This window comes from Streptomyces sp. SKN60, assembly GCF_026236535.1.
Classification (GTDB): Bacteria; Actinomycetota; Actinomycetes; order Streptomycetales; family Streptomycetaceae; genus Streptomyces.
The window spans coordinates 353,704-376,003 of record NZ_JAHTMW010000003.1 but is presented as its reverse complement, the minus strand read 5'-3'; the positions used below and the strand labels follow the sequence as shown (position 1 = coordinate 376,003).

Here is a 22,300-nt window from a genome sequence, read left to right as displayed (position 1 = left end):
TCACCAAGCCGCGACATAACGCATCCGCACAGGTCAGCGACGGATGTACGGGCAAGCGAGAGCCTCCCGGGCCCGGTTGCCCGACCGCCGGTAAGCCCCGGAGGCCGGAATCTCCACCGAATCTGTACGGGCTGATCACTGCGGCACCCGACGGGACCGAGGCCCGGCACGAGCCCGCACCGGGGAGGAGACCTGGGCCGGGCGGCCCCCGGAACGTCCCCCACGGCCCCCACCCACCAGCCGTCCGGCCGAAGCCGCCGTCACCGCGGCCGGTGCAACCGGTCCCCGCCCGCCAGGATCGCCGCCGCCAGCGCGTCCGCCGCCTCCTGCGTCGCCCCCCGCCGCCGCCCCTTGCGCAGGACGAAGTTCACCGCGCCCAGCTCCGGCAGCCCCGCCCGCGCCGGTACCTCGACCAGGCCCGCCGGCAGCAGACCCCGGGTGTGCGCCATCACCCCGAGCCCGGCCCGCGCCGCCGCCACGTTCGCGCTCAGGCTGCTGCTGGTGCAGGCGATCCGCCACGGCCGGCCCTGCGCCTGCAGCGCCTCCAGGGCGCGCGCCCGGGTGATGCCCGGCGGCGGGAAGACGATCAGCGGCACCGGACGCTCCGGGTCGAGCCGCAGCCGGGGCGCGCCGATCCACACCAGCACGTCCTGCCAGACCAGCTCCTCACCACCCACGCCCGCCTCCGCCCGGTCGCCACCGCCCGACTCCGCCCGGTCGCCGCGCCGCTTGGCCAGGACGAGGTCGAGCCGCCCCGCCTCAAGCCGCGCCTGGAGCGTGCCGGACAGCTCGACCGTGAGCTCCAGGTCGACCTCCGGGTGCTCGCGCCGGAAGGTCTCCAGGATCTCCGGCAGCCGGGTCGTCACGAAGTCCTCCGACGCGCCGAACCGCAGTCGCCCCCGCAACCGCGTCCCGGTGAAGAAGGCCGCCGCCCGCTCGTGCGCCGCGAGGATCGTGCGGGCGAAGCCGAGCATCGCCTCGCCGTCCTCGGTCAGCTCCACGCCGTGCGTGTCGCGGACGAAGAGGGGCCGGCCGGCGGCCTCCTCCAGGCGCCGCACATGCTGGCTGACCGTCGACTGGCGCAGCCCGAGGCGCCGGGCGGCCTGGGTGAAGCTCAGGGTCTGGGCGACCGCGAGGAAGGTGCGCAGCTGGTTCGGCTCGTACACACCCCGACGATAGCCCCGTGAGCGCCGCTTATCACGATTCGTGATGACAGTCAGTGCGCTGTACGGCGTTCCCGATCGCCGGGGCGTCGACCAGGATGGACCCATGAGCTCCCGTCCTCCCCGCCGCCCCCTCCTCCCGTCGTGGCTGCCCATCGACCCGTACATCCTGGCGCTGCTCGCCACGGTCGGGCTCGCCGCGCTGCTGCCCGCCTCCGGCGGGGCGGCGACGGCCGCGAACGGGGCGGCGACCGGGGCGGTCGCGCTGCTCTTCTTCCTCTACGGGGCGCGGCTCTCGACCCGCGAGGCGCTGGACGGCCTGAAGCACTGGCGGCTCCACGTCACCGTCCTGGCCTGCACCTTCCTGGTCTTCCCGCTGCTCGGCCTGGCGGCCCGGGGACTGGTCCCGACGGTCCTCACCCCCGACCTCCACAGCGGTTTCCTCTTCCTCTGCCTGGTGCCGTCGACGATCCAGTCCTCGATCGCCTTCACCTCGATTGCCCGGGGCAACGTGCCCGCCGCGATCTGCGCGGGCTCGTTCTCCTCGCTGGCCGGCATCCTGGTCACCCCGCTGCTCGCCGCACTGCTCCTCGGCCACAGCGCGGGCGGCTTCTCGGCGGACTCGGTCCTCAAGATCGTGCTGCAGTTGCTCGTGCCGTTCCTCGCCGGGCAGTTCCTGCGCCGCTGGGTGGGCGGCTTCCTGGTCCGGCACAAGAAGGCGCTCGGCTATGTCGACCGGGGCTCGATCCTGCTCGTCGTCTACACGGCGTTCAGCGAGGGCATGAACCGCGGCGTCTGGCACCTGGTGACCCCCGCCCGGCTCGGCCTGCTCCTCGCCGTCGAGGCGGTGCTGCTCGCCGTGATGCTGGGGCTGACCTGGTACGGCGCGAAGCGGCTCGGTTTCGGCCGGGGCGACCGCATCGCGATCCAGTTCGCCGGCTCGAAGAAGAGCCTGGCCGCCGGACTGCCCATGGCCAGCGTCCTGTTCGGCGCGCAGGCCTCGCTCGCCGTGCTCCCGCTGATGCTGTTCCATCAGATGCAGCTGATGGTCTGCGCGGTCATCGCCCGCCGCCGGGCCCGCGACCCGGAGGCGGCGGAGCCGACCGGGGCGAACGACGAGCGGATCGCGGTGCCGGCCCCGTAGGCTCCACCGATGGACAAGATCGCCGCACGGATCACCTCGGACGCCACACCCACGGCCCCCGCCCTCGTCCTGCGCCCCTGGCAGCCGGCCGATGCCCCCGCCCTGGTCGAGCTGGGCCAGGACGCCGCCCTGCGCCGCTGGACGAGCATGGCCGTGGACGACGAGGCGGGCGCGGCCGACTGGATCCGCACGCAGCGGCGGGGCCGGGAGGCGGGCACGCGTTTCGCGTTCGCCGTCCTGGAGCCCCGCGAACAGGGCGCGGCGGAACGGGTGGTGGGCCACGCGGTCCTCAACGGCCTCGCCCCCGGCGCCTCGTCCGCCGAGGTCGGCTACTGGACGGCCGCCCACGCCCGTGGCCGCGGCGTGGCGCCCCGGGCCCTGGAGGCCCTGACGGACTGGGCCTTCGCCACCTTCGCAGGCGCCGGACTGACCCGCCTGGAGCTCCTGCACCAGGTGGACAACACGGCGTCCTGCCGCGTCGCGGAGAAGTGCGGCTACGTACTCGGCGGGATCCTGCCCGCGGCGCCGCCCGCCTACCCCCGCGACGGCCACGTCCACGTACGGACCCACGGGGCCTGACCGCCCCGGCGCCGCTCGCACCCGAGCCCGACACCAGCCCCCGCCCGCGCCCGGGCCCCCGCACCCGCCCGTGGCCGGGATCGCACCCCACCCGCCCCGGGAAGATCATCGGGCCCGATACGGTGCTCCCATGCCCGCACTCGATCCCGGCCGCACCGCGCTCGTCCTCGTCGACCTCATGGAACGCATCGTCGCGCTCCCCCTCGCCCCCCGCCCCGGCAGCGACGTGCTCGCCGCGGCCGGCCGGCTCGCCGAGACCTTCCGGGCCGCCGGCGCGCCCGTCGTCCACATCCGGGTGGAACGTCCCGGCGTCGACACCCAGCCGCCCGGCAGCGACCTCGTCGCCGACCTCGTACACCCCGGCGACGAGATCGTCGTCAAGCGCACCATCGGCGGCTTCCACGACACCGGACTGCACGAACTGCTGCGGAAGCACGGGGCGACGACCCTCGTGTTCGGCGGCATCGCCACCAACCTCGGCGTCGAGTCCACCGCCCGCGCCGCCGGAGACCTCGGCTACGAGCTCGTCTTCGCCGAGGACGCCATGACCGCCCTCACCGCCGACGAGCACCGCGCCTCCGTCCAGCTGGACTTCCCGCGCCTCGGCACGGTCACCCCGGCCGACGCCATCATCCTGGCCGGCGCCGAGTGACCCGGGTGCCGATACGGTACGGGGCCCGCCCCTGCTCCCTCGTGGTGTGCCGCGGCTGCTGCTGCGGCGACGCCCGCAAGAACCCCGGCCAGGACCACGACGGCCAGCTGGCCCGGCTCCGGGCCGCCGCCGCGGAATCCGGCGGCCGGCTGGTCGTCCGTACCAGCGACTGCCTCGGACCCTGCGCGCAGGCGAACGTGCTCGTCGTGCAGCCGTCCACCGAAGGGCGGCGGCGCGGCGGCCGGGCCGCGTGGATCGGCTGGAGCGCCGACCAGGACTGCCTCGACGAGGTCCTGGCCTGGACGGAGGCCGGCGGCCCCGGCCTCGTACCGCCGCCGGCCACCCTGGAACTCCAGATGATCGACCCGCCGAAGAACTAGGAAGGACGAAGGACTGGGAGGAACGAGGAAGGACTAGGACGCCGGGGCCGCCGTCTCCAGTTCGATCCGGTGCTCGCCCGCGTACACGTTCATGTCCTGCCCGCGCAGGAAGCCGACCAGCGTGAGGCCCGACTCCTGCGCCAGGTCCACGGCGAGCGAGGACGGCGCCGACACGGCCGCGAGCACCGGAAGGCCCGCCATCACCGCCTTCTGCGCCAGCTCGAACGAGGCCCGCCCGGACACGAGCAGCACCGCCCGCTCCAGCGGCAGCCGGCCCTCCTGAAGCGCCCGCCCGACCAGCTTGTCGACCGCGTTGTGCCGGCCCACGTCCTCCCGTACGTCGAGCAGTTCGCCGTCCTCCGAGAACAGCGCCGCCGCGTGCAGCCCACCGGTCCGGTCGAAGACCTTCTGCGCCGCGCGCAGCCGCTCCGGCAGCGCCGCGAGCAGCTCCGGCGTCAGCCGCAGCGGCGGCGTGTCGGCGATCGGGAAGCGGGCGGTGGTGCGCACCGCGTCCAGGCTCGCCTTGCCGCAGAGCCCGCACGACGAGGTCGTGTAGACGTTCCGCTCCAGGGAGATGTCGGGCACCACGACGTCCGGCGCCAGCTGCACGTCCACCACGTTGTACGTGTTGACGCCGTCCGCCGTCGCCCCCGCGCAGTACACGATGTTCCGCACGTCCGAGGCCGCCGCGAGGACCCCCTCGCTGACCAGGAAGCCGGCCGCGAGCGCGAAGTCGTCGCCGGGCGTGCGCATGGTGATGGCGATCGGCCGCCCGTTCAGCCGGATCTCCAGCGGTTCCTCCGCCACCAGGGTGTCCGGCCGGGTGCTGACCGCCCCGCCCCGTATGCGCACCACACGCCGTCGCTCCGTGACCCGTCCCATGGTCGCTGCACCGTTTTCCGTCCGAGCGGGGACGGCACTGTCCCCGCGGATCGCCCCCAGGGGCCTGACCGGGCCATTCTCCTCTTGTCACGGTCGAACAGGCACTTCGGGTGAATCTTGGTGGTTTACGTCACCGGTTACCCATCAGTCGCTGACAAGACTGGGTCCTCCCGCTGCCGCAACGGCGCATCAGCATCACCATGCGTCACGCGGCCGCCACGCACCGACCATCGAACGACCGAGGGGGTCCCGGGATGACCGGCACTCGTATCGCCGCGCTCGGGCACTACCAGCCCGCCAAGGTGCTCACCAACGACGACCTCGCCACCCTGGTCGACACCAGCGACGACTGGATCACCAGCCGGGTCGGCATCCGCACCCGGCACATCGCGGGACCCGAGGAGCCGGTCGACGAACTCGCGGCGCACGCCGCCGCCAAGGCCCTCGCCGCCGCCGGTCTCGGCCCCGACGACGTCGACCTGGTGCTCGTCGCGACCTCCACCGCGATCGACCGCTCGCCGAACACGGCCGCCCGGGTCGCCGCCCGCCTCGGCATGGGCTCGCCCGCCACCATGGACCTCAACGTGGTGTGCGCCGGCTTCACCCACGCCCTCGCCACCGCCGACCACGCGATCCGGGCCGGCGGCGCCCGCCGCGCCCTGGTCATCGGCGCCGACAAGATGACCGACGTGGTCGACTGGTCCGACCGCACCACCTGCGTGCTGGTCGGCGACGGCGCGGGCGCCGCGGTCGTCGAGGCGACCGAGACCGACACCGGTGCGATCGGCCCGGTGCTGTGGGGCTCGGTCCCCGAGATGGGCCACGCCGTCCGCATCGAGGGCACCCCGCCGCGCTTCGCCCAGGAGGGCCAGAGCGTCTACCGATGGGCCACCCAGCAGCTGCCCGCCCTCGCCCGCCAGGCCTGCGAGCGCTCCGGCGTCCGCCCCGAGGAGCTGGCCGGAGTGGTGCTCCACCAGGCCAACCTGCGGATCGTCGAGCCGCTCGCCGCGAAGATCGGCGCGGTCAACGCGGTCGTCGCCCGCGATGTCGTCGACTCCGGGAACACCTCCGCCGCCTCCGTCCCGCTCGCCCTCGCCAAGCTGGTCGAACGCGGCGAACTCCCCTCCGGTGCGCCGGTGCTGCTCTTCGGCTTCGGCGGCAACCTCTCCTACGCGGGCCAGGTCGTCCGGGTGCCGTAGCGGAGGCCGGGGGCGGTTCTCGGCCGGTCCGCGGGCGGTTGACCCGATCGGCGGAGCCCGGTGGCGGGGCACCCGGGGCGCGCCTAGCTTCGAACGCGACGAGGGCCCGCAATCGGCCCGCCGCGGAGCGTGAGCTCCGCGTCCGCCCTCGCGTCATCTGGAGGACCCCCATGCGCGCGATACGCGCCGCCGCTTCCGCCGCCCTGCTCGCCCCCCTCGCGACCGCCGCCCTGGTCCTCGCCGCGCCAGGGGCGTCCGCGGACGACGGGGGCTTCGGCCCGGCCGACCTCGGCCTCCTCAAGGACGAGCTGCTGCTCAAGGAGGACGACGCGGCCCCGAAGGACGACGGCGGCGGCGCCCCGCCCAAGGACGCGTTCCCCAAGGACACGGCCCCCAAGGACGGCGGCACCGGGCACAACATCACGTCCTTCGGCTTCTCCGTCACCCCGTCCACCGTGGCGCCCGGCGGCACCGTCACCCTCAAGGCCGACGGCTGCGAGGTGCCCAGCGTGAAGGTCGAGTCCGGGGTCTTCGACACCGTCACCCTGAACGAGGGTCACCAGGGCACCGCCACCGTCGACTTCGACGCCAAGGTCGGCGCCCAGTACGAGGTCACGTTCGACTGCAAGGGCGAGCGCGGCACCACCACCCTCACCATCGCGGGCGGCGGCGGGCACAAGCCCGACACGTCCACCGGCGCCCGCAAGGGCGTCAGGGCCGGCTTCGGCAGCGGCGGCACGGACGGGATCGGCACCACCGAGACGGTCACCGGCGGCGTCCTCATCGCCGGCGCGCTCGGCGCCGCGGTGGTCCTGATGCGCCGCCGCGAACCCACCGGCACCGACGGGTCCTGAACCCGCCGGTCTCCCAGACGGCTCCTCCGCCCCGGTGTGACGAGGTCCGGGGCGGGGGAGCGCCATCTCCGGCACAGATCCGACGCGAAGGGGCGGCAGACACGTGCAGGGCTCGGAAGGGCACGGGCGCCGCGGCGCCTGGGGCGTGATCGCCGTGGTCCTCCTGATCGGCGTGCACCTGGTGCGCGGCGGGGCGGGGGAGTGGCCCGCCGACGGCCCGCCGCAGCCCGCGACGGCCGCCGCGGCCGGCCGGGCCGCCGACGCCGCGACGACCGCCGATCCGCTGCCCGCCTCGCCGCCCGTACGCGTCAGGGTGCCGTCCGTCCGCATCGACGCGCCGGTGACCCGGGTGGGCCTGGACGCCGAGGGCTGGATCGAGGCCCCCGCCCCGTACGACCGCAACCTCGCCGGCTGGTTCACCGGCGCCGTCACCCCCGGCGAGCGCGGCACCGCCGTCGTCGTCGGCCATGTCGACGTGCCCGCCGGCCGGGCCGTCTTCTACGACCTCGGGGCGCTCGCCACCGGCAAGCGGGTCGAGATCGCGCGCACGGACGGCCGGACGGCGGTCTTCACGGTGTACGGGATCGAGGTCGTCCCCAAGGACGACTTCCCGGCCGCACGGGTCTACGGCGCCACCGGTGCCCCCGAGCTCCGCCTGATCACCTGCGGCGGCCGCTATTCGCCGGACGGCGGCTACGAGAGCAACGTCGTCGTCTCGGCCCGCCTGACCGGGCTCCGCTGACCTGACGGACTCCCCCGCCGCACCTGGACCAGGACCGCTCGGTGGTGGTGAGAGTGACCCTCACGGAGCCGGCGTCGGGGGGCGCCGGGTTCCCCCTGACCCCTAAGGGCCACGGCACCGGCGTGCGCCCCGAGTCGTACCCGGAACGGTCCCGCGGAGGTACGGGAAGCGGCCGGACCGGCGCCCACGATGGAACACATGAACCGCACCCGCATCGCCCTCGCCACCGGCGGCGCCCTCGCCGCCCTCGCCTTCACCGGAGTCGTCGCCGTCCCCGCGGTCGGCGACTGGTGGGACTCCCGCCACGACGAGTACGGCGCCTACGCCACCGGCGCCGCCGCCAAGTCCGACCGGGCCTCCGTGCCGCGCTGGCTGCCGGACGCCGCGGGCCGGATCGAGTACGCGATGCGGACCACCGGCGGCGACCGCGCCCTGAAGGCCACCCTCCCCGGCCCCGCCCTCCCGGCCGCCTGCACCCCGCTCCCCGCCACCACCGCCCGCCCCGCCCCCGCCCTGGCCCCCTCCTGGTTCCCGCCCGACGCCCCCGACCGGGCCACCGTCCGCTGCGGCCTCTACTACGCGTACGCGGACGGCGACACCCTGTACGCCTGGCAGGACCACCGCGACTGGGTCGCGGACAACACGGCGCACGCCCCGCACTGACCACGGAAAACGCTGGTGAAAGGCGCCTCGAACCCCTGGTAGAGTTATCCATGTCGCCGCGGGGAACACCCCGCGCAACACCACCGGTCCGGGTGGCGGAATGGCAGACGCGCTAGCTTGAGGTGCTAGTGCCCTTTATCGGGCGTGGGGGTTCAAGTCCCCCCTCGGACACCAGTCAGTACGGAAGGACCCCGACACACGTCGGGGTCCTTCCGCGTTTCACGCCTTCAGGCCCGGGCCCTTGCGGGCCACCACCAGCCGGCAGCGCGGGCTGCCGTCCTCGCGGGCGCCCAGGGAGCGGATCGGCAGGGTCTCCACCGTGAAGCCGGCGGACGCGAGGCGGGTGCGGATGTCGGCGAGGCGGAAGGTGCGGTAGTACATCACGAAGGGCGGCCGCCACAGCGCGTTGCGGACCCGCATCGCCGCGTCGAAGCCCCAGAGCGTCCAGTACGGGGCGGAGCCCACCCGGGGCGGGGCCGGGAGCGGGAAGGCGAAGGTGCCGCCGGGGCGCAGGGCGGCGTGGACGCCGGCGAAGAGGACGCGCTGCTCGGCGGGGAGGAAGTGGCCGAAGGCGCCGAAGCTGACCGCCAGGTCGAAGACCGGTGCGAAGGGCAGGGCCAGGGCGTCGGCCCGTACCAGGGTGGCTTCGGGGTGGGCGGCGCGGGCGCCGGCGAGCATCCCGGCGCTGAAGTCGACGCCCGTGATCGGGCCCGCGCACACCGAGCGCAGCACCCCGAGCCCCGCCCCGGTGCCGCAGCACACGTCCAGGCCCGAGTCGAACGGGCCGAGCGGCTCCAGGGTCTCGGCGACCGCGCCGAGCAGCCGGTCGGAGGTGCGGAACGGCGTCGCGTCGAACTTCGCGGCGAGCAGGTCGTAGCCGTGCTCGACCGACGACAGCGCCTGGCGGGTCAGTTCGTACAGGCTGGGGCCCTCGGGGGAGAACATGCCCCCGACCCTATGGCCTGGAGACGGGCTAGAGCGCGCTGCGCACCTGTGACGGCATGCTCCAGGCCGGCGCGATCCCGGTCAGCTGGCAGGTCAGCAGATAGAGGGGGATCGGCGGGGTGTAGGGGGAGCCGCCGTCGGGGTGGTGGATGAGCCGCGCGCGGCGGTCCGGGATCACGGCCCCGGGGGCGTAGCAGACGGGCAGCGGCCAGGTCAGGTTCAGGTCCGAGCCGGCCGGGACCAGCCACCACCACCAGTCGCCGTCGGCGTAGACACAGCCCTTGGCGGGCAGCCGGGACAGGATGCGGAAGCCGTAGCGGGCGGGGACGCCGACCGCGTCGCAGCCGAGGGTGGCCGGCAGGTCGACGGGGACCGGCAGCCGGGTCTCGCCGAGGGGCGCGGGCACGGGGGAGAGGGCGGGGGACTTGCGGGGGGCGTTCTCGGGGCTCTTGCGGGCGCGCGGGACCAGCAGCGTCGCCATGGTCCTCAGCACGGCTCGCCCATGCCGTGCGCCAGTTCCGCCCAGACGATCTGCGCCGTGCCGTGGCCGGTGCGGTCCGCGCCCCAGGACGCGCACAGGGCGTCGACCAGGATGAGGCCGCGGCCCCGCTCCTCCTCGCCGCACTCGCGTATCCGCGGACCGGCGGGTCCCCCCTCGTCGCGCACGGCTATCCGCAGCCGGTCCTCGCCCTCCCGGATCTCGCAGACGATCCGCGCGCTGGCGGTGTGCACGACGGCGTTGGTGACGAGTTCGGAGACGACCAGGGCGACGGTGTCGCGTATGTCGCCGTCGCAGCCCCAGAGGATCAGCCGTTCCTCGGCCAGCCGCCGGGCCCGGGACACGGACTCGGTCCGCGCGGGCAGTTCGAAGGCGAAGCGACGGAAGGGGACGTCGTGGGGGCGTGGCCGCTGGTTCATGACGCGAGGGCTCATGAGACCTGAGGAGTGCGCGTTACCAGAAGCCACGACCGGATCCTCACAAAGTGGGCAGGAGTGCCGTACACACCCCTCCGGGGCGATTCGCCCGGCGGCGTGCGTACTGGTTCACCGGAATACTGTGCTCCTGAGTCCGACACTTGGCAAGTGGCACTCTGAAAATTGCAGAGTGCGGTGTTCTCTCTGGCGGGGTTCGTGGCACACTCCTGGAAACAGCGCGTCGGGGAGGTCTGAGAGTGAGCGAGCCGCGGTCCGCCCCCACGGTGGGACAGGTCGTACTCGGCAAGCGTCTGCAGGATCTGCGCGAGCGGGCCGGCCTCAAGCGGGAAGAGGCCGCCAAGATCCTCCGGGTCGCCCCGGCCACGATCCGGCGCATGGAGACCGCCGAGGTCGCGCTGAAGATTCCGTACGTACAGCTGCTGCTGAAGGCGTACGGCATCACGGACTCCGAGGCGGAGGGCTTCGTCGCCCTCGCGGAGGAGGCCAACCTCCCCGGCTGGTGGCAGCGGTTCCACGACGTGCTGCCCGGCTGGTTCTCCATGTACGTCAGCCTGGAGGGGGCCGCGAGCCTCATCCGGGCCTACGAACCGCAGTTCGTCCCCGGTCTGCTCCAGACCGAGGAGTACGCCCGTGCCATTCTGCGCAGTGGGGCCGTCGGCGGGAGGAACGCCGAGGAGTCCGAGGAGACCGAGCGTCACGTCGCCCTCCGCATGGAGCGCCAGTCCCTGCTCACCAGGGAGGGCGCGCCCAAGTTCTGGGTGATCATGGACGAGACGGTCTTCCGCCGACCGGTCGGTGACGGGCCCGAAGTGATGCGCGACCAGCTCGACCGGCTGCTCGAGGCTTCGGAGCTGCCGAACGTCACCCTGCAGATCGCGGAGTTCGCGTCCGGACACCACCCCGGTACGTACGGACCGTTCGTCCTCTTCCGCTTCGCCATGCCCGAACTCCCGGACATGGTCTACAGCGAGTACCTGACCGGTGCCGTCTATCTCGACGCGCGCCCCGAGGTGGCTTCCCACCTCGAGGTCATGGACCGCATGGCGGCCCAGGCCGCGACTGCACAACGCACGAAGGAGATTCTCCGGAATCTCCGCAAGGAGCTGTGAATGGATCGCATATACAACGGCATGCCCGCCGCCGAGCTCGGTGCCGAGGGCTGGCACAAGCCGTGGAGCGGCGGGAACGGGGGCAACTGCGTGGAGGCCATGAAGCTGGCCGACGGCAGGGTCGCCGTGCGACAGTCCGCAGACCCTGAAGGACCCGCGCTCATCTACACCCACGGAGAGATCGCCGCCTTCATCCAGGGAGCGAAATCCGGTCAGGCTGATTTCCTGCTCACCTGAACCCTTCCGTCCCACCCCGTGCATCGCGTAACTCTTGCTGCAAGCAGCACCGTTCGACCCGTCGAGGAGAGCCGATGACCCCCCAGGACCCCGTACCCCCGCAGAGCGGCATACGGATCGACACCAGCAAGCCGCATCCCGCGCGGATGTACGACTGGTTCCTGGGCGGCAAGGACAACTATCCCGTCGACGAGGAGATGGCCCGCCAGCTCCTCACCGTCGACGCCCGGGGCCGCGACATGGCCCGGGTCAACCGGGCCTTCATGCACCGCGCCATCCGCTGGCTCAGCGCCCACGGGGTACGCCAGTACCTGGACATCGGCACCGGCATCCCCACCGAGCCCAATCTGCACCAGATCGCGCAGGGCGCCGCGCCGGAGTCCCGGATCGTCTACTGCGACAACGACCCGATCGTGCTCGCGCACGCCGCCGCCCTGCTGCGCTCGACCCCGGAGGGGGCCACCGAGTACATCCAGGCCGACGCCCGCGACCCCGAGCTCATCCTCGAAAGGGCCGGAAAGGTCCTTGACTTCGACCGGCCGATCGCACTGTCGATGCTCGCGCTGTTGCACTTCGTCGGCGACGAGGACGGCGCCTACGAGCTGGTCGGCAAGCTCGTCGACCAGCTGGCCCCCGGCAGCTATCTGGTCCTCTCGCACGTCACCGGCGACTTCAACCCCGAGGGCGCCGAGCAGGCCGCCGCCATGTACAAGGCCCGCGGACTGACCCTGCGGCCGCGCTCCCGCGACGAGCTCGCCGCCTTCTTCGACGGCCTCGACCTGGTCGAGCCGGGCGTCGCCCTCACCGCCGAGTGGCACCCCGAGCTCGGCGAGCCGGTCCCCGTCCCGGGCGACGAGCCCATCCCGGGCTGGGCGGCCGTCGGCCGCAAGCGCTGACCCGCACTCCCGCCGTACGGGAAGGGCCCCCACCGGATCACCGGCGGGGGCCCTTCCCGTATTCCGTGCCGCGGCGCGCTACGGCTTCTTCTCCAGCGTCACCAGGAAACGCTGCGCCCGGCCCACGTTCCCCGCCGCGTCCACCGTGCGGTACTCCACCGTGTGCGTGCCGTACTCCGGCGTCGCGTCGTCCCACGGCACCGCGCGCGGCCGGCCCAGCTTCCCGTACACCAGGTCGTCGATCACCGTCCCCGACGGCGAGAAGCGGAACGGGGCGGCGGCGTCCGTCGGCCAGCCGTAGTACGTGTACCAGCCGTCGCCGTCCACCCGGAACTGGCTCACCACCGCGCCCGCCCCGTCGTCCCGCGCCGTCAGCCGCATCGTGAACGCGCCGTCGTACACGTACTCGACCGGCCGCCCCGGCCGGCGCACCGTGCGCAGCGGCTCCGACAGCTCGTACGCGACGGAGGCCGGCGTCGCGTCCACCGTCCAGCGCAGCACCTCGCGCGTCCCCGGGATCCGGGCGGTCAGCGCGTGCGATCCGGGCGCGAGGCGCAGCGCGGCCAGGTCGAGATCGCGGTCGTTGCCGGGGTTCGGCACGGTACGGCCGTCGAGCGCCCAGACCACCGCCGGGGTGCGGCGCAGCGGGTGGGTGGTGTCGGCGTACACCACGGACCGGGCGCCGACCGGGGCCGCGGTCGCCGTGTGCCCGGTGAACGCCGCCGGTACGGCGGTCCGCGCCGTGCGCAGCGCCGGGTCCACGGTCCACCGGACGGTACGGGTCAGGGCGGCCGAGCCGCGCACCGCCGGGTCGCGCACGAACGGGGTGGGGTCGGTGACCGTCGCCGTCAGCGTGTACGTACGCCCGGGGGACAGGCCGTCCACGGCCCGAAGGTCCAGCGTGCGGGCGCCGCCGGTGCCGAGCGGCCGCCCGTCGAGCCGCCATTCCACGGCGAGTTCGCCGCCCGTGGGGTGCAGGGTGTCCACCCACACCGTGCGGTCGGCGCCGATCGGGGCGGTGTCCGGGGTGTGGTCCTGCACCAGGTCGACCTTGCCGGAGACGGCCTTCACCATCACCTCGCGCTCCACCTGGTCGAAGGCGTAGCCGAGGGTCTTCATCATCGAGTGCCGGCTCGGCCGCCATATGCCCCGGGTGCTGTACATGCCGCCCTCGTACCGCCCGACGACCCCACCGGACTCGCTCTCCTCGCCCAGCCAGCGCCACCACTTGGCCCGCTCCGCCCACATCTGATCCTCCGTCAGAAGCGAGTGGTGGGCGGAGGCCGGCTCGCCGTCCGCGTAGGCGCCGCCGGGCACCCCGCGCGCGTAGTAGTCGTACTCGTCCTGCAGCCCGCCGAGCGAATGGCCTATCTCGTGCGGGGTGATGAGCGCCGACAGGGCGTTGCCGCCGGACGCGGTGGCGTAAGTCCCGCCCGCGCCACCGTAGGTGGAGCTGTGCGCGAGCGCCACGATCTGCCGGTTCGCCGGCCGGGTGCCCGGCACCAGGTCGGCGAACCCGGCCGCCTTCGCGCTGTCCACGGTGAGCAGCCGCTGGACGCTCCCGGGATTGCAGCCGCCCCAGAAGCCCATGTCGAGGGCGGTGTCCCGGGCCGGTGCGTCGAGCGAGGGATCGCAGTCGACGCCCGACTCCTCCGACGGCACCTCCACCGCCCACACGTTGATGTACGAGCGGTACGACGCGAACGGCTCGATGCTCCACAGCGTGCTCAGATGCCGTTCCAGATCGGCCCGGAACGCCGGCATCTCGTCCGCCGTGTAGCCGTCGCCCATCACCACCAGATTGAACCGGCGGTCGGCGGGACCGGTGGTCTGTACGGGGACGACGGTCGCCCCGCCGGACTCGGCGGCGGCCGGCCCTCCGTCGGCCACGGTCCCGGTGGCCACCAGGCCGGCCGCGAGCAGACAGCCCACCAGAAGCCGGGCCACCCCTCGTCTCGCACCCCATCGTCGCGGTGAAGTCATGGGGCGCGAGCCTAGGCCGAGCGCCCCCACTCGTAAAGGTGTTCGCCGGACGACGTCGGCCGGCCATGTCAGCGACGCAAATAGGCAAGCCCCGCGTGCTCGGCCGTGTAGCCGTCGAGCAGGCGGCGGGCCACCGCCACCGAGTCGACCAGCGGATGCAGCGCGAAGGCCTTCACCGCGGTCGCCCGCGAACCGCTCTCCGCCGCGGCCAGGGCCTCCCGCTCTACGGCCTTCACCGCCGTCACCAGCCCCACCGCGTGATACGGGAGGGGGTCCACCGACACCGGGTGCGCGCCGGCCGCGTCCACGAGGCACGGCACCTCGATCACCGCGTCCGCGTCGAGCACCGAAAGGGTGTGCCGGTTGCGGACGTTGAGGATCAGCGTGGCCCGCTCGTTGCGCGCGATGGCCCGCATCAGGGCCAGCGCCACCTTCTCGTAGCCGCCCGACTCCAGGTCCTCCTCGTCCCGCTCGCCGACCCCGGCCGCCTCCCGGTTGTGCGCCATGTAGGTCGCCTCGCGGTCCGCGAGCACCCGGTGCCAGGTGCCGAGCGGCGGGGTGTCCGGCTTGCCCATCTCCTCGTAGAAACCGGCCTGTTGATCCAGGAGGTAGGCGCCGCGGGTCTTCTCCGCCTCGCGGTAGGCGCGGACCGCCTCGCGGTTGAAGTAGTAGTAGTGCAGATACTCGTTGGGGATCGCGCCCAGCGAGCGCAGCCACTCCGTGCCGAAGAGCCTGCCCTCCTCGAAGGAGCCCAGCAGCGCGTCGTCCTCGAAAAGCCGCGGCAGTACGTCATGTCCGCCGACCTTCAACCCCCGTAGCCAGCCCAGGTGGTTGAGGCCCACGTAGTCGATCCACGCCTCGTCCGGGCGGGCGCCGAGCACCCGCGCCACCCGGCGGCCCAGCCCCACCGGCGAGTCGCAGATGCCGATCACCCGGTCGCCGAGGATCCGCGACATCGCCTCGGTGACCATGCCCGCCGGGTTGGTGAAGTTGATGACCCAGGCGTCCGGGGCGAGTTCGGCGATCCGGTGCGCGATGTGCGTCACCACCGGCAGGGTGCGCAGCCCGTACGCGATGCCGCCCGCGCCCACCGTCTCCTGCCCCAGCACGCCCTCGGCCAGCGCGATCCGCTCGTCCGCGGCCCGCCCCGCGAGCCCGCCCACCCGGATGGCGGAGAACACGAAGTCCGCCCCGCGCAGCGCCTCGTCGAGATCGGTCGTCGCGCGCACCACCGGCGCGTCCGGCACCCCCTCGCCCTGCTCGCCCAGGACCCGCTCGATCGCCGAGAGCCGCCCGGCGTCCAGGTCGAACAGGGTGACGTGGGTGACCCGCCCCTCGGCGTGGTCGCCGAGCAGGGCGCCGTACACGAGCGGCACCCGGAATCCGCCGCCTCCGAGAATCGTCAGTTTCATGCTCGTACGCTATCGGGATGCACGTCCTCAGCAGCAGGATCCTGCTCCGCCCGACCGACCCCGAGCGGTCCCGGCGCTTCTACGGCGAGACCCTCGGGCTCCCCGTGTACCGCGAGTTCGGCACCGGCCCCGACCGGGGCACCGTCTACTTCCTCGGCGGCGGCTTCCTGGAACTCTCCGGCCGCGCGTCCGCCCCGCCGCCGGAACCCGGGGCGCGGCTCTGGCTCCAGGTCGCCGACGTGCACGCGGCCCGCGAGGAACTGCGCGGCAAGGCGGACGTGCGCGTGCTGCGCGAGCCCGTCACCGAGCCCTGGGGGCTGATCGAGATGTGGCTGGCCGACCCGGACGGCCTGCGGATCGCGGTCGTGGAGGTGCCGGAGCGGCACCCGCTGCGCTACCGGCCGTAGGGCCGGGAAAAGCGTTCGTCGCGTGGTGCGGTGAAGGCCTAGGGTCCGGAACATGCTGCCTGCTGTGGAGACGGACGAGGAGTGGGACGCGGTCGTCCGGGACGAGGCGGTGATGCGGCCCGGCGCGGCGGAGCTGTGCGCCCGGCTCGGGCTCGCCGGTGCGCCGCTGACCCGCTTCACCGAGGGGTCGCAGCCGGTCTACGCGGTCGGCGACGCGCATGTGCTCAAGCTGTTCCCCGGTTCCGCCGCCCGCGACGGCGTCGCCGAGGCCGGCGTCCTCGCGCGGGTCGAGGGCCGGCTGCCGGTCCCGACCCCGCGGGTCCGCGCGGCGGGGGAGTACGAGAACGGCTGGCGGTACGTCCTGATGTCCCGCCTCACCGGCGAGAACCTCGCCCACGCCTGGGAGCGCGTCCCGCCCGCGCACCGGCAGCGGCTGGTCACCGAGATCGGCGAGACCCTGGCCGTGCTCCACGGCCTCGCCCCCGGCCCGCTCGCCGACCTCCTCGGCCCCGGCGACTGGGCCGCCTTCGTCGACCGCCAGAGCGCCGGCGCCGTCGCGCGGCAGCGGAGCCGCGGACTGCCTGCGGAGTGGCTGGAACAGATCCCCGGATTCCTCGCCTCCGTGACGCCGGCGCTGCCGCGCACCCCGCGGCCCAGCCTGCTGCACACCGAGGTGATGCGGCAGCACTTCCTCGTCGACCCCGACGGGTGGCGGCTCACCGGCCTCTTCGACTTCGAGCCCGCCATGATCGGCGACCGGGCCTACGACTTCGTGGGCGTCGGCCTCTTCGTCACCGGCGGCGACCCGGCCCTGCTGGGACGGCTCGCCCGCGCGTACGGGGAGGGCTTCGAGCCGGACGTGCTGCTCGCGTACACGCTGCTGCACGTCTACAGCAATCTGCCCTGGTACCTGCGGGAGCTCGGCGACCGGGGCGCGGGCGATCTGCGGGAGCTCGCCGAGGCGTGGTTCGGCACGGTCTGAGCGGATCGCGGAAGAGAGACCCCGGTCGCCCGTTCAAGATCACTTGTGGGGAGAATGTCCGCATGGCGAACACGAACATGCCCAAGAAGGCTGTGCTCGCGGACGCCGGGGACATCAGCCACACGCTGGCCCTGGCCTTCGACGACGACCCGATGATGCGCTGGTTCTTCCCCGAGGCCGCCTCCCGCGAGGCGACCCTGGGCCGCTATTTCTCCACCCTCTTCACCCGCCAGTACCTGGCGAACGGCGTGTGCGAACGCACCGACGGCGCCGCCGCGTTCTGGGTGCCGGCCGAGGCGCAGGAGAAGGCCGTGCCGGACGGCGACACCATCCAGGAGCTGATCGCGATACTCGGCGACCGGGCCGGCCTCTTCAAGGAGGCCGTCGAGACCGCCGCCGGGCACACTCCGGGCGAGCCGCACTGGTCCCTCGCCCTGATCGGCGCCGCCCCGGCCGCCCAGGGCACCGGCCAGGGCGCGGCCCTGCTCCGCTCCGGGCTCGCCCAGGCGGACGCGGCCGGTACGCCCGTCTACCTGGAGTCCTCGAAGGCCGCCAACCTGCCCGTGTACGAGCACTTCGGCTTCCGCGTGCGCGAGGAGTTCGCCCTGCCGGGCGGCGGCCCGCTGCTCTGGGGCATGTGGCGCGACCCGCGCTGACCCGACATCTCGGCGGGGCGGGGGGCCGTCGGCACGCGACAATGAGCCCATGTCCCGACGCAAGACCCGCCCCGCCCGCCCGGCCCGTCCCGCGCCCAGCGCCCCCACCGTGACCGCCGAGTCGCCCTGCCCGTGCGGCCTGCCCGCCCCGTACGGCGCCTGCTGCGCCCGCTTCCACACCGGCCCGGCCACCGCCCCCACCGCCGAGCTGCTCATGCGCTCCCGCTACAGCGCCTTCGTCGTCCGCGACGAGCCCTATCTCCTGCGCACCTGGGCCCCGGCCACCCGCCCCGCCGACGTCGACTTCGACCCGACGCTGCGCTGGACCGGCCTGACGATCGAGGCCACCACCGACGGCACCGCCTTCCACCAGCACGGCACCGTCACCTTCCGCGCCCGCTTCACCCACGCCGGCACCCCGGGCGAGCTCCACGAGCGCAGCCGGTTCGCCCGGCACGAGGGCGCGTGGGTGTACGTGGACGGGGACTTCCTGGACTGAGGGAGGGGCCGTACCGGGCCCCGCCCCGCCCTGCCGCACCCCCGGCCTACCGCACCCCGACCCCCACCGTCTCCCGGTCCCCCTGCGGCAGGCCCTGCGCCAGGTCCTCCGCGATGAGCTTCTTCGCGATGGCGTCCGTGGCCGCCCGCAGTTCGGGGCCGCTCGGGCGGCCGCGTTCCTGTTCGACGCGGGCGCAGAGCCAGTCGCCCCAGGCCTTGGTGATGACGTCCGCCTCGCGCTTGCCGGCCTCCGTGTGGGTCAGCAGATTGCCGTGGCGGGTGAGGAAGCCCTCGTCGACCATGCGGTCGAAGACCGGGAGGAGGACCTCGGGCGGGACGCGGCGGCCGGCCGAGATGAGGCCGAGGCTGGCGTGGCCGACGATGCGGGTGAAGAGTTCGACCTGCATGACGGCCCACGCGCCGGCGGTGTCGAGCCGGGTGTCGGAGTCGGCGACGATGCGTTTGGCGGTGTCGTAGTCGGTCTTGCGGATGATCCGGCCGACCGAGAGTTCGAGCAGCTTGGCGGAGTCGCCGGCGGTGGTCGGCGAGGCGAAGCCCTCGCCCATGTCGGGCGCGCTGGCGCGGGCGGTGTCGCGCAGGGCCACCTGCTTGAGGAAGAGCGCGACGACGAAGCCGACGCCCGCCACCGGCACCGTCCACAGGAAGACGGTCTGCAGGGTGTCGGCGTAGGCCTGGACGATCGGTTCGGCGATCCCGCCGGGCAGCGCGTGGAGCCCGGACGGGCTCTGCGAGCCGCGGACGACGGCCGCCGCCGGGTCGAGCCCGGCGGCGGCCGCGAGCCCCGAGGCCTGGGCGACCGCCTCGGTCAGATGGGGCTTGAGGGTGTTGGTGTAGATGGTGCCGAAGACGGCCGTGCCGAAGGAGCTGCCGAGCGTACGGAAGAAGGTGACGCCCGACGTGGCGGTGCCCAGGTCCGCGTAGTCCACGGTGTTCTGCACCGCGATGGTGAGCACCTGCATGCACAGGCCGATGCCGGTGCCGAGCACGAACATGTAGAGCGAGGCCAGCCAGGCGCTGGTGTCCGGGCCGAGCAGGGAGAGCAGGAAGAGGCCGAGGCCCATCACCAGACAGCCGACGATGGGGAAGATCCGGTACCGGCCGGTCTTGCTGACCACGTTGCCGCTGAAGATCGAGGCGATGAGCAGACCGATGACCATCGGCAGGGTCCGGATGCCGGAGATCGTCGCCGAGTCCCCGTCCACGTACTGCAGATAGGTCGGCAGGAAGGTCATCGCGCCGAGCATCGCGAAGCCGACGACGAAGCTGAGCACCGAGCACACGGTGAAGACCGGATTGCGGAACAGGCGCATGGGCAGCATGGGTTCGGCCGCCCGGGTCTCCGCCACGCAGAACAGCGCGAGCGCGATCAGCCCGCCCGCGAAGAGCCCGATGATGACGCCGGAGCTCCACGCGTACTCGTTGCCGCCCCAACTGGTCGCCAGGATCAGGGCGCTGGAGCCGACCGCGACGAGCGCGATGCCCAGATAGTCGATCACCGGGCGGCTGGCGGAGCGCACGGAGGGGATGGAGCGGGCGGCGGCGATCACGACCAGGATCGCGATCGGCACGTTGACGTAGAACGCCCAGCGCCAGCTGAGGTGGTCGGTGAACAGTCCGCCGAGCAGCGGCCCGATGACGGTGGAGACGCCGAACACCGCGCCGATCGCGCCCTGGTACTTGCCGCGCTCGCGCAGCGGGATGACGTCCGCGATCAGCGCCATCGAGGTGACCATCAGACCGCCGGCGCCGATGCCCTGGAGGCCGCGCCACACGATCAGCAGCGTCATGTTGGTGGCGAGGCCGCACAGGAACGAGCCGGTGATGAAGACGATCGCCGAGATCTGGAAGATCACCTTGCGGCCGAAGAGATCGCCGAACTTGCCGACGAGGACGGTCGCGACGGTCTCCGCCAGGAGGTAGGAAGTGACCACCCAGGACATGTGGGCGGCGCCGCCGAGGTCCGACACGATCGTCGGCAGCGCGGTGCCCACGATCGTCTGGTCGAGCGCGGCGAGCAGCACGCCGAGCATGATCGTGCCGAAGACGACGTTGCGACGGCGGCTGTCGAGCACCGGGGGCTCGGCGGCGGGGGGCGCGGGCGGCGCTGCTTCGCTGGTGGTGGTCACTCTCGCAGGGTCACACCGACGGCGGCGTCCCGCATGTGGAGGACACCCGAACCGGTGCGTACGCAGACGGCCCAGGGCGTACGCCGACGGCGCGGCCCGGCCCGGGCGGGCGGCCCGTCAGTAGCCGGGGCGCACCGGCAGCTTGGGGTGGTGCTTGGCGAGGATCTTGTTGGCCCGGGCGAGCGCGGCGAGCGCGTGCTCCCGGTCGGCCCGGTCCTCCGCGCACAGCGGCCCGCGGAAGCGGTACACCTCGCGCGCCGCGCAGTCGGCGTCGACCTCGGCCTGCAGCACGTGCAGCGGCAGGCAGGAACCGATCAGCGCGGCGACGCGGTCGGGGATCGGCACGGGGACGAGGGTCGAGGGCGAGGCGATCACGGTCGGTCCTTGTGGGGGTCGCGGGCGGGGCGGACGAGGGTTTCTCTCCGCCGTACGTACTTCCATACGTACCGGATGCCGGTGCCGGTTCGCCGACGGCCCTGTCACCGCCGCGCAACACCCGGGGCGCCGCCTCGCCGCGGCGTACGGGCGGGCGCGCCGGTGCCCCGGACGTTCCCGCAGGTGCGGCCGGGTGCGCCCGTCCCGTCGAGCCTCAGTCCATCGAACGAAGTGGCGGGAAGCGGCCGTTGCGCGCAAACATGATGTGGGGCATCTCACGTCCGCCCGGCGCCGTAACGATCTCCGTGTGGTAATGGGGCGCCGCGAGTCCGCGCCGCTACGCGAGGATCTCGCCGAGGTCGTACGAGACCGGCTCCTCCAGCTGCGCGTAGCCGCAGGACTCCGGGGTCCGGTCCGGGCGCCAGCGCTTGAACTGGGCCGTGTGCCGGAAGCGGTCGCCCTCCATGTGGTCGTAGCCGACCTCGCAGACCCGCTCCGGCCGCAGCGCCACCCACGACAGGTCCTTCTTGCCCGACCAGCGGCTCGGCGCGCCCGGCAGACGCGAGGACTCGTGCGCCGACTCGTCCGTCCAGGCCGCCCACGGATGCCCGTCCGGCGGGTCCATGACCAGCGGCGCCAGCTCCTCGACCAGTTCGGCCCGGCGCTGGGCGGTGAACGCCGCGCACACGCCGACGTGTTGGAGCGCGCCCCGGTCGTCGTACAGGCCGAGCAGCAGCGAGCCGATCACCGGCCCGCTCTTGTGGAAGCGATATCCGGCCACGACCACATCGGCGGTGCGCTCGTGCTTGATCTTGTACATCAGGCGCGCGTCCGGCCGGTACGGCAGGTCGAGCGGCTTGGCGATCACCCCGTCGAGCCCGGCTCCCTCGTACTGCTCGAACCAGCGTGCCGCGAGCTCCGGATCCGTCGTCGCGGGCGCGAGGTGCACCGGGGGAGTCACCCCGTCGAGCGCCCGCTCCAGGGCGGCGCGCCGCTCGGCGAGCGGCGTGTCGAGGAAGGCCTCGTCGTCCAGGGCGAGCAGGTCGAAGACGACGAACCGGGCCGGCGTGGTCTCGGCCAGCATCCGCACCCGCGAGTCGGCCGGATGGATCCGCTCGGTGAGCCGGTCGAAGTCCAGCCGCCCGCCGTGCTCGATGACGATCTCCCCGTCCACCACGCAGCGCTCCGGCAGCCGGGCGAGCAGCGCCTCGACGAGCTCGGGGAAGTACCGGGTCAGCGGCTTGCCGGTGCGGCTGCCGATGAAGAGCTCCGGCCCGTCCCGGTGCACCAGGGCGCGGAAGCCGTCCCACTTGGCCTCGTACTGCATCCCCGGCGGGATCTTCTTGACGGCCTTCGCCAGCATCGGTTTCACGGGCGGCATCACCGGCAGGTCCATGCCCGCGATTCTAGGGAGGATCCAGATGATTCGTCCCGATATGCGCGCCATGGGTGCCCGCCC

At 73.4% G+C, this 22,300-nt stretch carries 25 protein-coding genes and 1 tRNA gene; 16 read left to right on the top strand and 10 right to left on the bottom strand.

Translation table 11 applies throughout. The features are described 5' to 3' along the window. Positions 1-260 precede the first annotated feature (260 nt). Positions 261-1,166: a LysR substrate-binding domain-containing protein gene (locus tag KV205_RS07660; RefSeq protein ID WP_265863243.1), complete on the bottom strand. Its 906-nt coding sequence runs from the start codon at positions 1,164-1,166 to the stop codon at positions 261-263. Between the two features lie 103 nt (positions 1,167-1,269). Between KV205_RS07660 and KV205_RS07655 the strand changes: the two genes are divergently transcribed. The 4 genes from KV205_RS07655 to KV205_RS07640 all read left to right on the top strand — a co-directional run bounded on the left by KV205_RS07655 (position 1,270) and on the right by KV205_RS07640 (position 3,918). Beyond that, positions 1,270-2,307, top strand: a complete 1,038-nt coding sequence (locus tag KV205_RS07655) for a bile acid:sodium symporter family protein (protein ID WP_265863242.1) — start codon at positions 1,270-1,272, stop codon at positions 2,305-2,307. Positions 2,308-2,316: 9 nt separating this feature from the next. After that, entirely contained in the window at positions 2,317-2,886 is a 570-nt protein-coding gene (locus KV205_RS07650) for a GNAT family N-acetyltransferase (RefSeq protein ID WP_265863241.1), read from the top strand. 130 nt (positions 2,887-3,016) lie between these two features. Next, on the top strand, positions 3,017-3,538 hold the full coding sequence (locus KV205_RS07645; protein WP_265863239.1) for an isochorismatase family protein: 522 nt from the start codon (positions 3,017-3,019) through the stop codon (positions 3,536-3,538). Beyond that, positions 3,535-3,918 carry a (2Fe-2S) ferredoxin domain-containing protein gene (locus KV205_RS07640; RefSeq protein ID WP_265863237.1) on the top strand — a complete coding sequence of 128 codons (384 nt, stop codon included), beginning with the start codon at positions 3,535-3,537 and terminating at the stop codon, positions 3,916-3,918. Before KV205_RS07645 ends, KV205_RS07640 begins: the two co-directional genes overlap by 4 nt. Before the next feature lie 33 nt (positions 3,919-3,951). Here KV205_RS07640 and fdhD read toward each other — a convergent pair whose 3' ends face one another. After that, positions 3,952-4,800, bottom strand: coding sequence for a formate dehydrogenase accessory sulfurtransferase FdhD (gene fdhD, locus KV205_RS07635; protein ID WP_265863236.1), 849 nt, complete (start codon positions 4,798-4,800; stop codon positions 3,952-3,954). 254 nt (positions 4,801-5,054) lie between these two features. Here fdhD and KV205_RS07630 point away from each other — a divergent pair, with 254 nt between their 5' ends. The 5 genes from KV205_RS07630 to KV205_RS07610 all read left to right on the top strand — a co-directional run bounded on the left by KV205_RS07630 (position 5,055) and on the right by KV205_RS07610 (position 8,432). Next, complete coding sequence (locus KV205_RS07630; RefSeq protein WP_265863234.1) at positions 5,055-5,999, top strand: beta-ketoacyl-ACP synthase III; 945 nt, start codon at positions 5,055-5,057, stop codon at positions 5,997-5,999. Positions 6,000-6,169: 170 nt separating this feature from the next. Continuing rightward, a complete protein-coding gene (locus KV205_RS07625; protein ID WP_265863233.1) occupies positions 6,170-6,853 on the top strand; it encodes a hypothetical protein in 684 nt (227 codons plus the stop codon). 103 nt (positions 6,854-6,956) lie between these two features. Then, positions 6,957-7,595: a class F sortase gene (locus tag KV205_RS07620; RefSeq protein ID WP_265863232.1), complete on the top strand. Its 639-nt coding sequence runs from the start codon at positions 6,957-6,959 to the stop codon at positions 7,593-7,595. Positions 7,596-7,793: 198 nt separating this feature from the next. Next, the gene (locus KV205_RS07615; RefSeq protein ID WP_265863231.1) at positions 7,794-8,258 is read left to right on the top strand and encodes a hypothetical protein; all 465 of its coding nucleotides are present in this window, start codon (positions 7,794-7,796) and stop codon (positions 8,256-8,258) included. 86 nt (positions 8,259-8,344) lie between these two features. Further along, positions 8,345-8,432, top strand: a tRNA-Leu gene (locus KV205_RS07610). A gap of 45 nt (positions 8,433-8,477) precedes the next feature. Here the strand turns inward: KV205_RS07610 and KV205_RS07605 are convergent. The 3 genes from KV205_RS07605 to KV205_RS07595 are packed head-to-tail and all read right to left on the bottom strand — an operon-like array spanning position 8,478 to position 10,121. Beyond that, positions 8,478-9,203 carry a class I SAM-dependent methyltransferase gene (locus tag KV205_RS07605; protein WP_265863229.1) on the bottom strand — a complete coding sequence of 242 codons (726 nt, stop codon included), beginning with the start codon at positions 9,201-9,203 and terminating at the stop codon, positions 8,478-8,480. A gap of 28 nt (positions 9,204-9,231) precedes the next feature. Next, the gene (locus KV205_RS07600; RefSeq protein ID WP_265863228.1) at positions 9,232-9,684 is read right to left on the bottom strand and encodes a hypothetical protein; all 453 of its coding nucleotides are present in this window, start codon (positions 9,682-9,684) and stop codon (positions 9,232-9,234) included. 5 nt (positions 9,685-9,689) lie between these two features. Continuing rightward, on the bottom strand, positions 9,690-10,121 hold the full coding sequence (locus KV205_RS07595; protein ID WP_265863227.1) for an ATP-binding protein: 432 nt from the start codon (positions 10,119-10,121) through the stop codon (positions 9,690-9,692). A gap of 254 nt (positions 10,122-10,375) precedes the next feature. On the opposite strand from KV205_RS07595, the gene KV205_RS07590 reads away from it, so the two are divergent. From KV205_RS07590 to KV205_RS07580, 3 genes are all read left to right on the top strand, one after another. Next, positions 10,376-11,248: a helix-turn-helix transcriptional regulator gene (locus tag KV205_RS07590; RefSeq protein WP_265863226.1), complete on the top strand. Its 873-nt coding sequence runs from the start codon at positions 10,376-10,378 to the stop codon at positions 11,246-11,248. After that, the gene (locus tag KV205_RS07585; RefSeq protein ID WP_015037566.1) at positions 11,249-11,485 is read left to right on the top strand and encodes a DUF397 domain-containing protein; all 237 of its coding nucleotides are present in this window, start codon (positions 11,249-11,251) and stop codon (positions 11,483-11,485) included. A 74-nt stretch (positions 11,486-11,559) separates the two neighbouring features. Continuing rightward, positions 11,560-12,381: an SAM-dependent methyltransferase gene (locus KV205_RS07580; protein WP_265863220.1), complete on the top strand. Its 822-nt coding sequence runs from the start codon at positions 11,560-11,562 to the stop codon at positions 12,379-12,381. A gap of 78 nt (positions 12,382-12,459) precedes the next feature. Here the strand turns inward: KV205_RS07580 and KV205_RS07575 are convergent, their stop codons facing one another. Continuing rightward, entirely contained in the window at positions 12,460-14,328 is a 1,869-nt protein-coding gene (locus tag KV205_RS07575) for a M64 family metallopeptidase (RefSeq protein WP_265863219.1), read from the bottom strand. A 104-nt stretch (positions 14,329-14,432) separates the two neighbouring features. After that, a complete protein-coding gene (locus tag KV205_RS07570) occupies positions 14,433-15,776 on the bottom strand; it encodes a 6-phospho-beta-glucosidase (protein WP_265863217.1) in 1,344 nt (447 codons plus the stop codon). A 17-nt stretch (positions 15,777-15,793) separates the two neighbouring features. On the opposite strand from KV205_RS07570, the gene KV205_RS07565 reads away from it, so the two are divergent. The 4 genes from KV205_RS07565 (at position 15,794) to KV205_RS07550 (ending at position 18,320) form a co-directional block, all read left to right on the top strand. Continuing rightward, positions 15,794-16,183 (top strand): VOC family protein, encoded by a 390-nt coding sequence (locus tag KV205_RS07565; protein WP_265863215.1) that lies wholly within the window; start codon positions 15,794-15,796, stop codon positions 16,181-16,183. A 52-nt stretch (positions 16,184-16,235) separates the two neighbouring features. Next, positions 16,236-17,165, top strand: a complete 930-nt coding sequence (locus tag KV205_RS07560; protein WP_265863213.1) for an aminoglycoside phosphotransferase family protein — start codon at positions 16,236-16,238, stop codon at positions 17,163-17,165. 62 nt (positions 17,166-17,227) lie between these two features. Continuing rightward, positions 17,228-17,821 carry a GNAT family N-acetyltransferase gene (locus KV205_RS07555; protein ID WP_265863211.1) on the top strand — a complete coding sequence of 198 codons (594 nt, stop codon included), beginning with the start codon at positions 17,228-17,230 and terminating at the stop codon, positions 17,819-17,821. A 49-nt stretch (positions 17,822-17,870) separates the two neighbouring features. Beyond that, entirely contained in the window at positions 17,871-18,320 is a 450-nt protein-coding gene (locus KV205_RS07550; RefSeq protein ID WP_265863209.1) for a YchJ family metal-binding protein, read from the top strand. 46 nt (positions 18,321-18,366) lie between these two features. On the opposite strand, the gene KV205_RS07545 is transcribed toward KV205_RS07550, so the two are convergent. From KV205_RS07545 to KV205_RS07535, 3 genes are all read right to left on the bottom strand, one after another. Further along, positions 18,367-20,466, bottom strand: a complete 2,100-nt coding sequence (locus tag KV205_RS07545; RefSeq protein ID WP_265863208.1) for an MDR family MFS transporter — start codon at positions 20,464-20,466, stop codon at positions 18,367-18,369. Positions 20,467-20,583: 117 nt separating this feature from the next. After that, the gene (locus tag KV205_RS07540) at positions 20,584-20,841 is read right to left on the bottom strand and encodes a hypothetical protein (protein WP_265863207.1); all 258 of its coding nucleotides are present in this window, start codon (positions 20,839-20,841) and stop codon (positions 20,584-20,586) included. Between the two features lie 337 nt (positions 20,842-21,178). Next, entirely contained in the window at positions 21,179-22,237 is a 1,059-nt protein-coding gene (locus KV205_RS07535; protein ID WP_265863206.1) for an ATP-dependent DNA ligase, read from the bottom strand. Positions 22,238-22,300: the final 63 nt, after the last annotated feature.

Excerpts from the sequence above, each read along its gene's own strand:
- KV205_RS07655 (WP_265863242.1), top strand. The coding sequence starts at position 1,270 with ATGAGCTCCCGTCCTCCCCGCCGCCCCCTCCTCCCGTCGTGGCTGCCC.
- KV205_RS07650 (WP_265863241.1), top strand. The coding sequence starts at position 2,317 with ATGGACAAGATCGCCGCACGGATCACCTCGGACGCCACACCCACGGCC.
- KV205_RS07645 (WP_265863239.1), top strand. The coding sequence starts at position 3,017 with ATGCCCGCACTCGATCCCGGCCGCACCGCGCTCGTCCTCGTCGACCTC.
- fdhD (WP_265863236.1), bottom strand. The coding sequence starts at position 4,800 with ATGGGACGGGTCACGGAGCGACGGCGTGTGGTGCGCATACGGGGCGGG.
- KV205_RS07630 (WP_265863234.1), top strand. The coding sequence starts at position 5,055 with ATGACCGGCACTCGTATCGCCGCGCTCGGGCACTACCAGCCCGCCAAG.
- KV205_RS07625 (WP_265863233.1), top strand. The coding sequence starts at position 6,170 with ATGCGCGCGATACGCGCCGCCGCTTCCGCCGCCCTGCTCGCCCCCCTC.
- KV205_RS07615 (WP_265863231.1), top strand. The coding sequence starts at position 7,794 with ATGAACCGCACCCGCATCGCCCTCGCCACCGGCGGCGCCCTCGCCGCC.
- KV205_RS07605 (WP_265863229.1), bottom strand. The coding sequence starts at position 9,203 with ATGTTCTCCCCCGAGGGCCCCAGCCTGTACGAACTGACCCGCCAGGCG.
- KV205_RS07600 (WP_265863228.1), bottom strand. The coding sequence starts at position 9,684 with ATGGCGACGCTGCTGGTCCCGCGCGCCCGCAAGAGCCCCGAGAACGCC.
- KV205_RS07595 (WP_265863227.1), bottom strand. The coding sequence starts at position 10,121 with ATGAACCAGCGGCCACGCCCCCACGACGTCCCCTTCCGTCGCTTCGCC.
- KV205_RS07585 (WP_015037566.1), top strand. The coding sequence starts at position 11,249 with ATGGATCGCATATACAACGGCATGCCCGCCGCCGAGCTCGGTGCCGAG.
- KV205_RS07580 (WP_265863220.1), top strand. The coding sequence starts at position 11,560 with ATGACCCCCCAGGACCCCGTACCCCCGCAGAGCGGCATACGGATCGAC.
- KV205_RS07570 (WP_265863217.1), bottom strand. The coding sequence starts at position 15,776 with ATGAAACTGACGATTCTCGGAGGCGGCGGATTCCGGGTGCCGCTCGTG.
- KV205_RS07565 (WP_265863215.1), top strand. The coding sequence starts at position 15,794 with ATGCACGTCCTCAGCAGCAGGATCCTGCTCCGCCCGACCGACCCCGAG.
- KV205_RS07560 (WP_265863213.1), top strand. The coding sequence starts at position 16,236 with ATGCTGCCTGCTGTGGAGACGGACGAGGAGTGGGACGCGGTCGTCCGG.
- KV205_RS07555 (WP_265863211.1), top strand. The coding sequence starts at position 17,228 with ATGGCGAACACGAACATGCCCAAGAAGGCTGTGCTCGCGGACGCCGGG.
- KV205_RS07550 (WP_265863209.1), top strand. The coding sequence starts at position 17,871 with ATGTCCCGACGCAAGACCCGCCCCGCCCGCCCGGCCCGTCCCGCGCCC.
- KV205_RS07535 (WP_265863206.1), bottom strand. The coding sequence starts at position 22,237 with ATGGACCTGCCGGTGATGCCGCCCGTGAAACCGATGCTGGCGAAGGCC.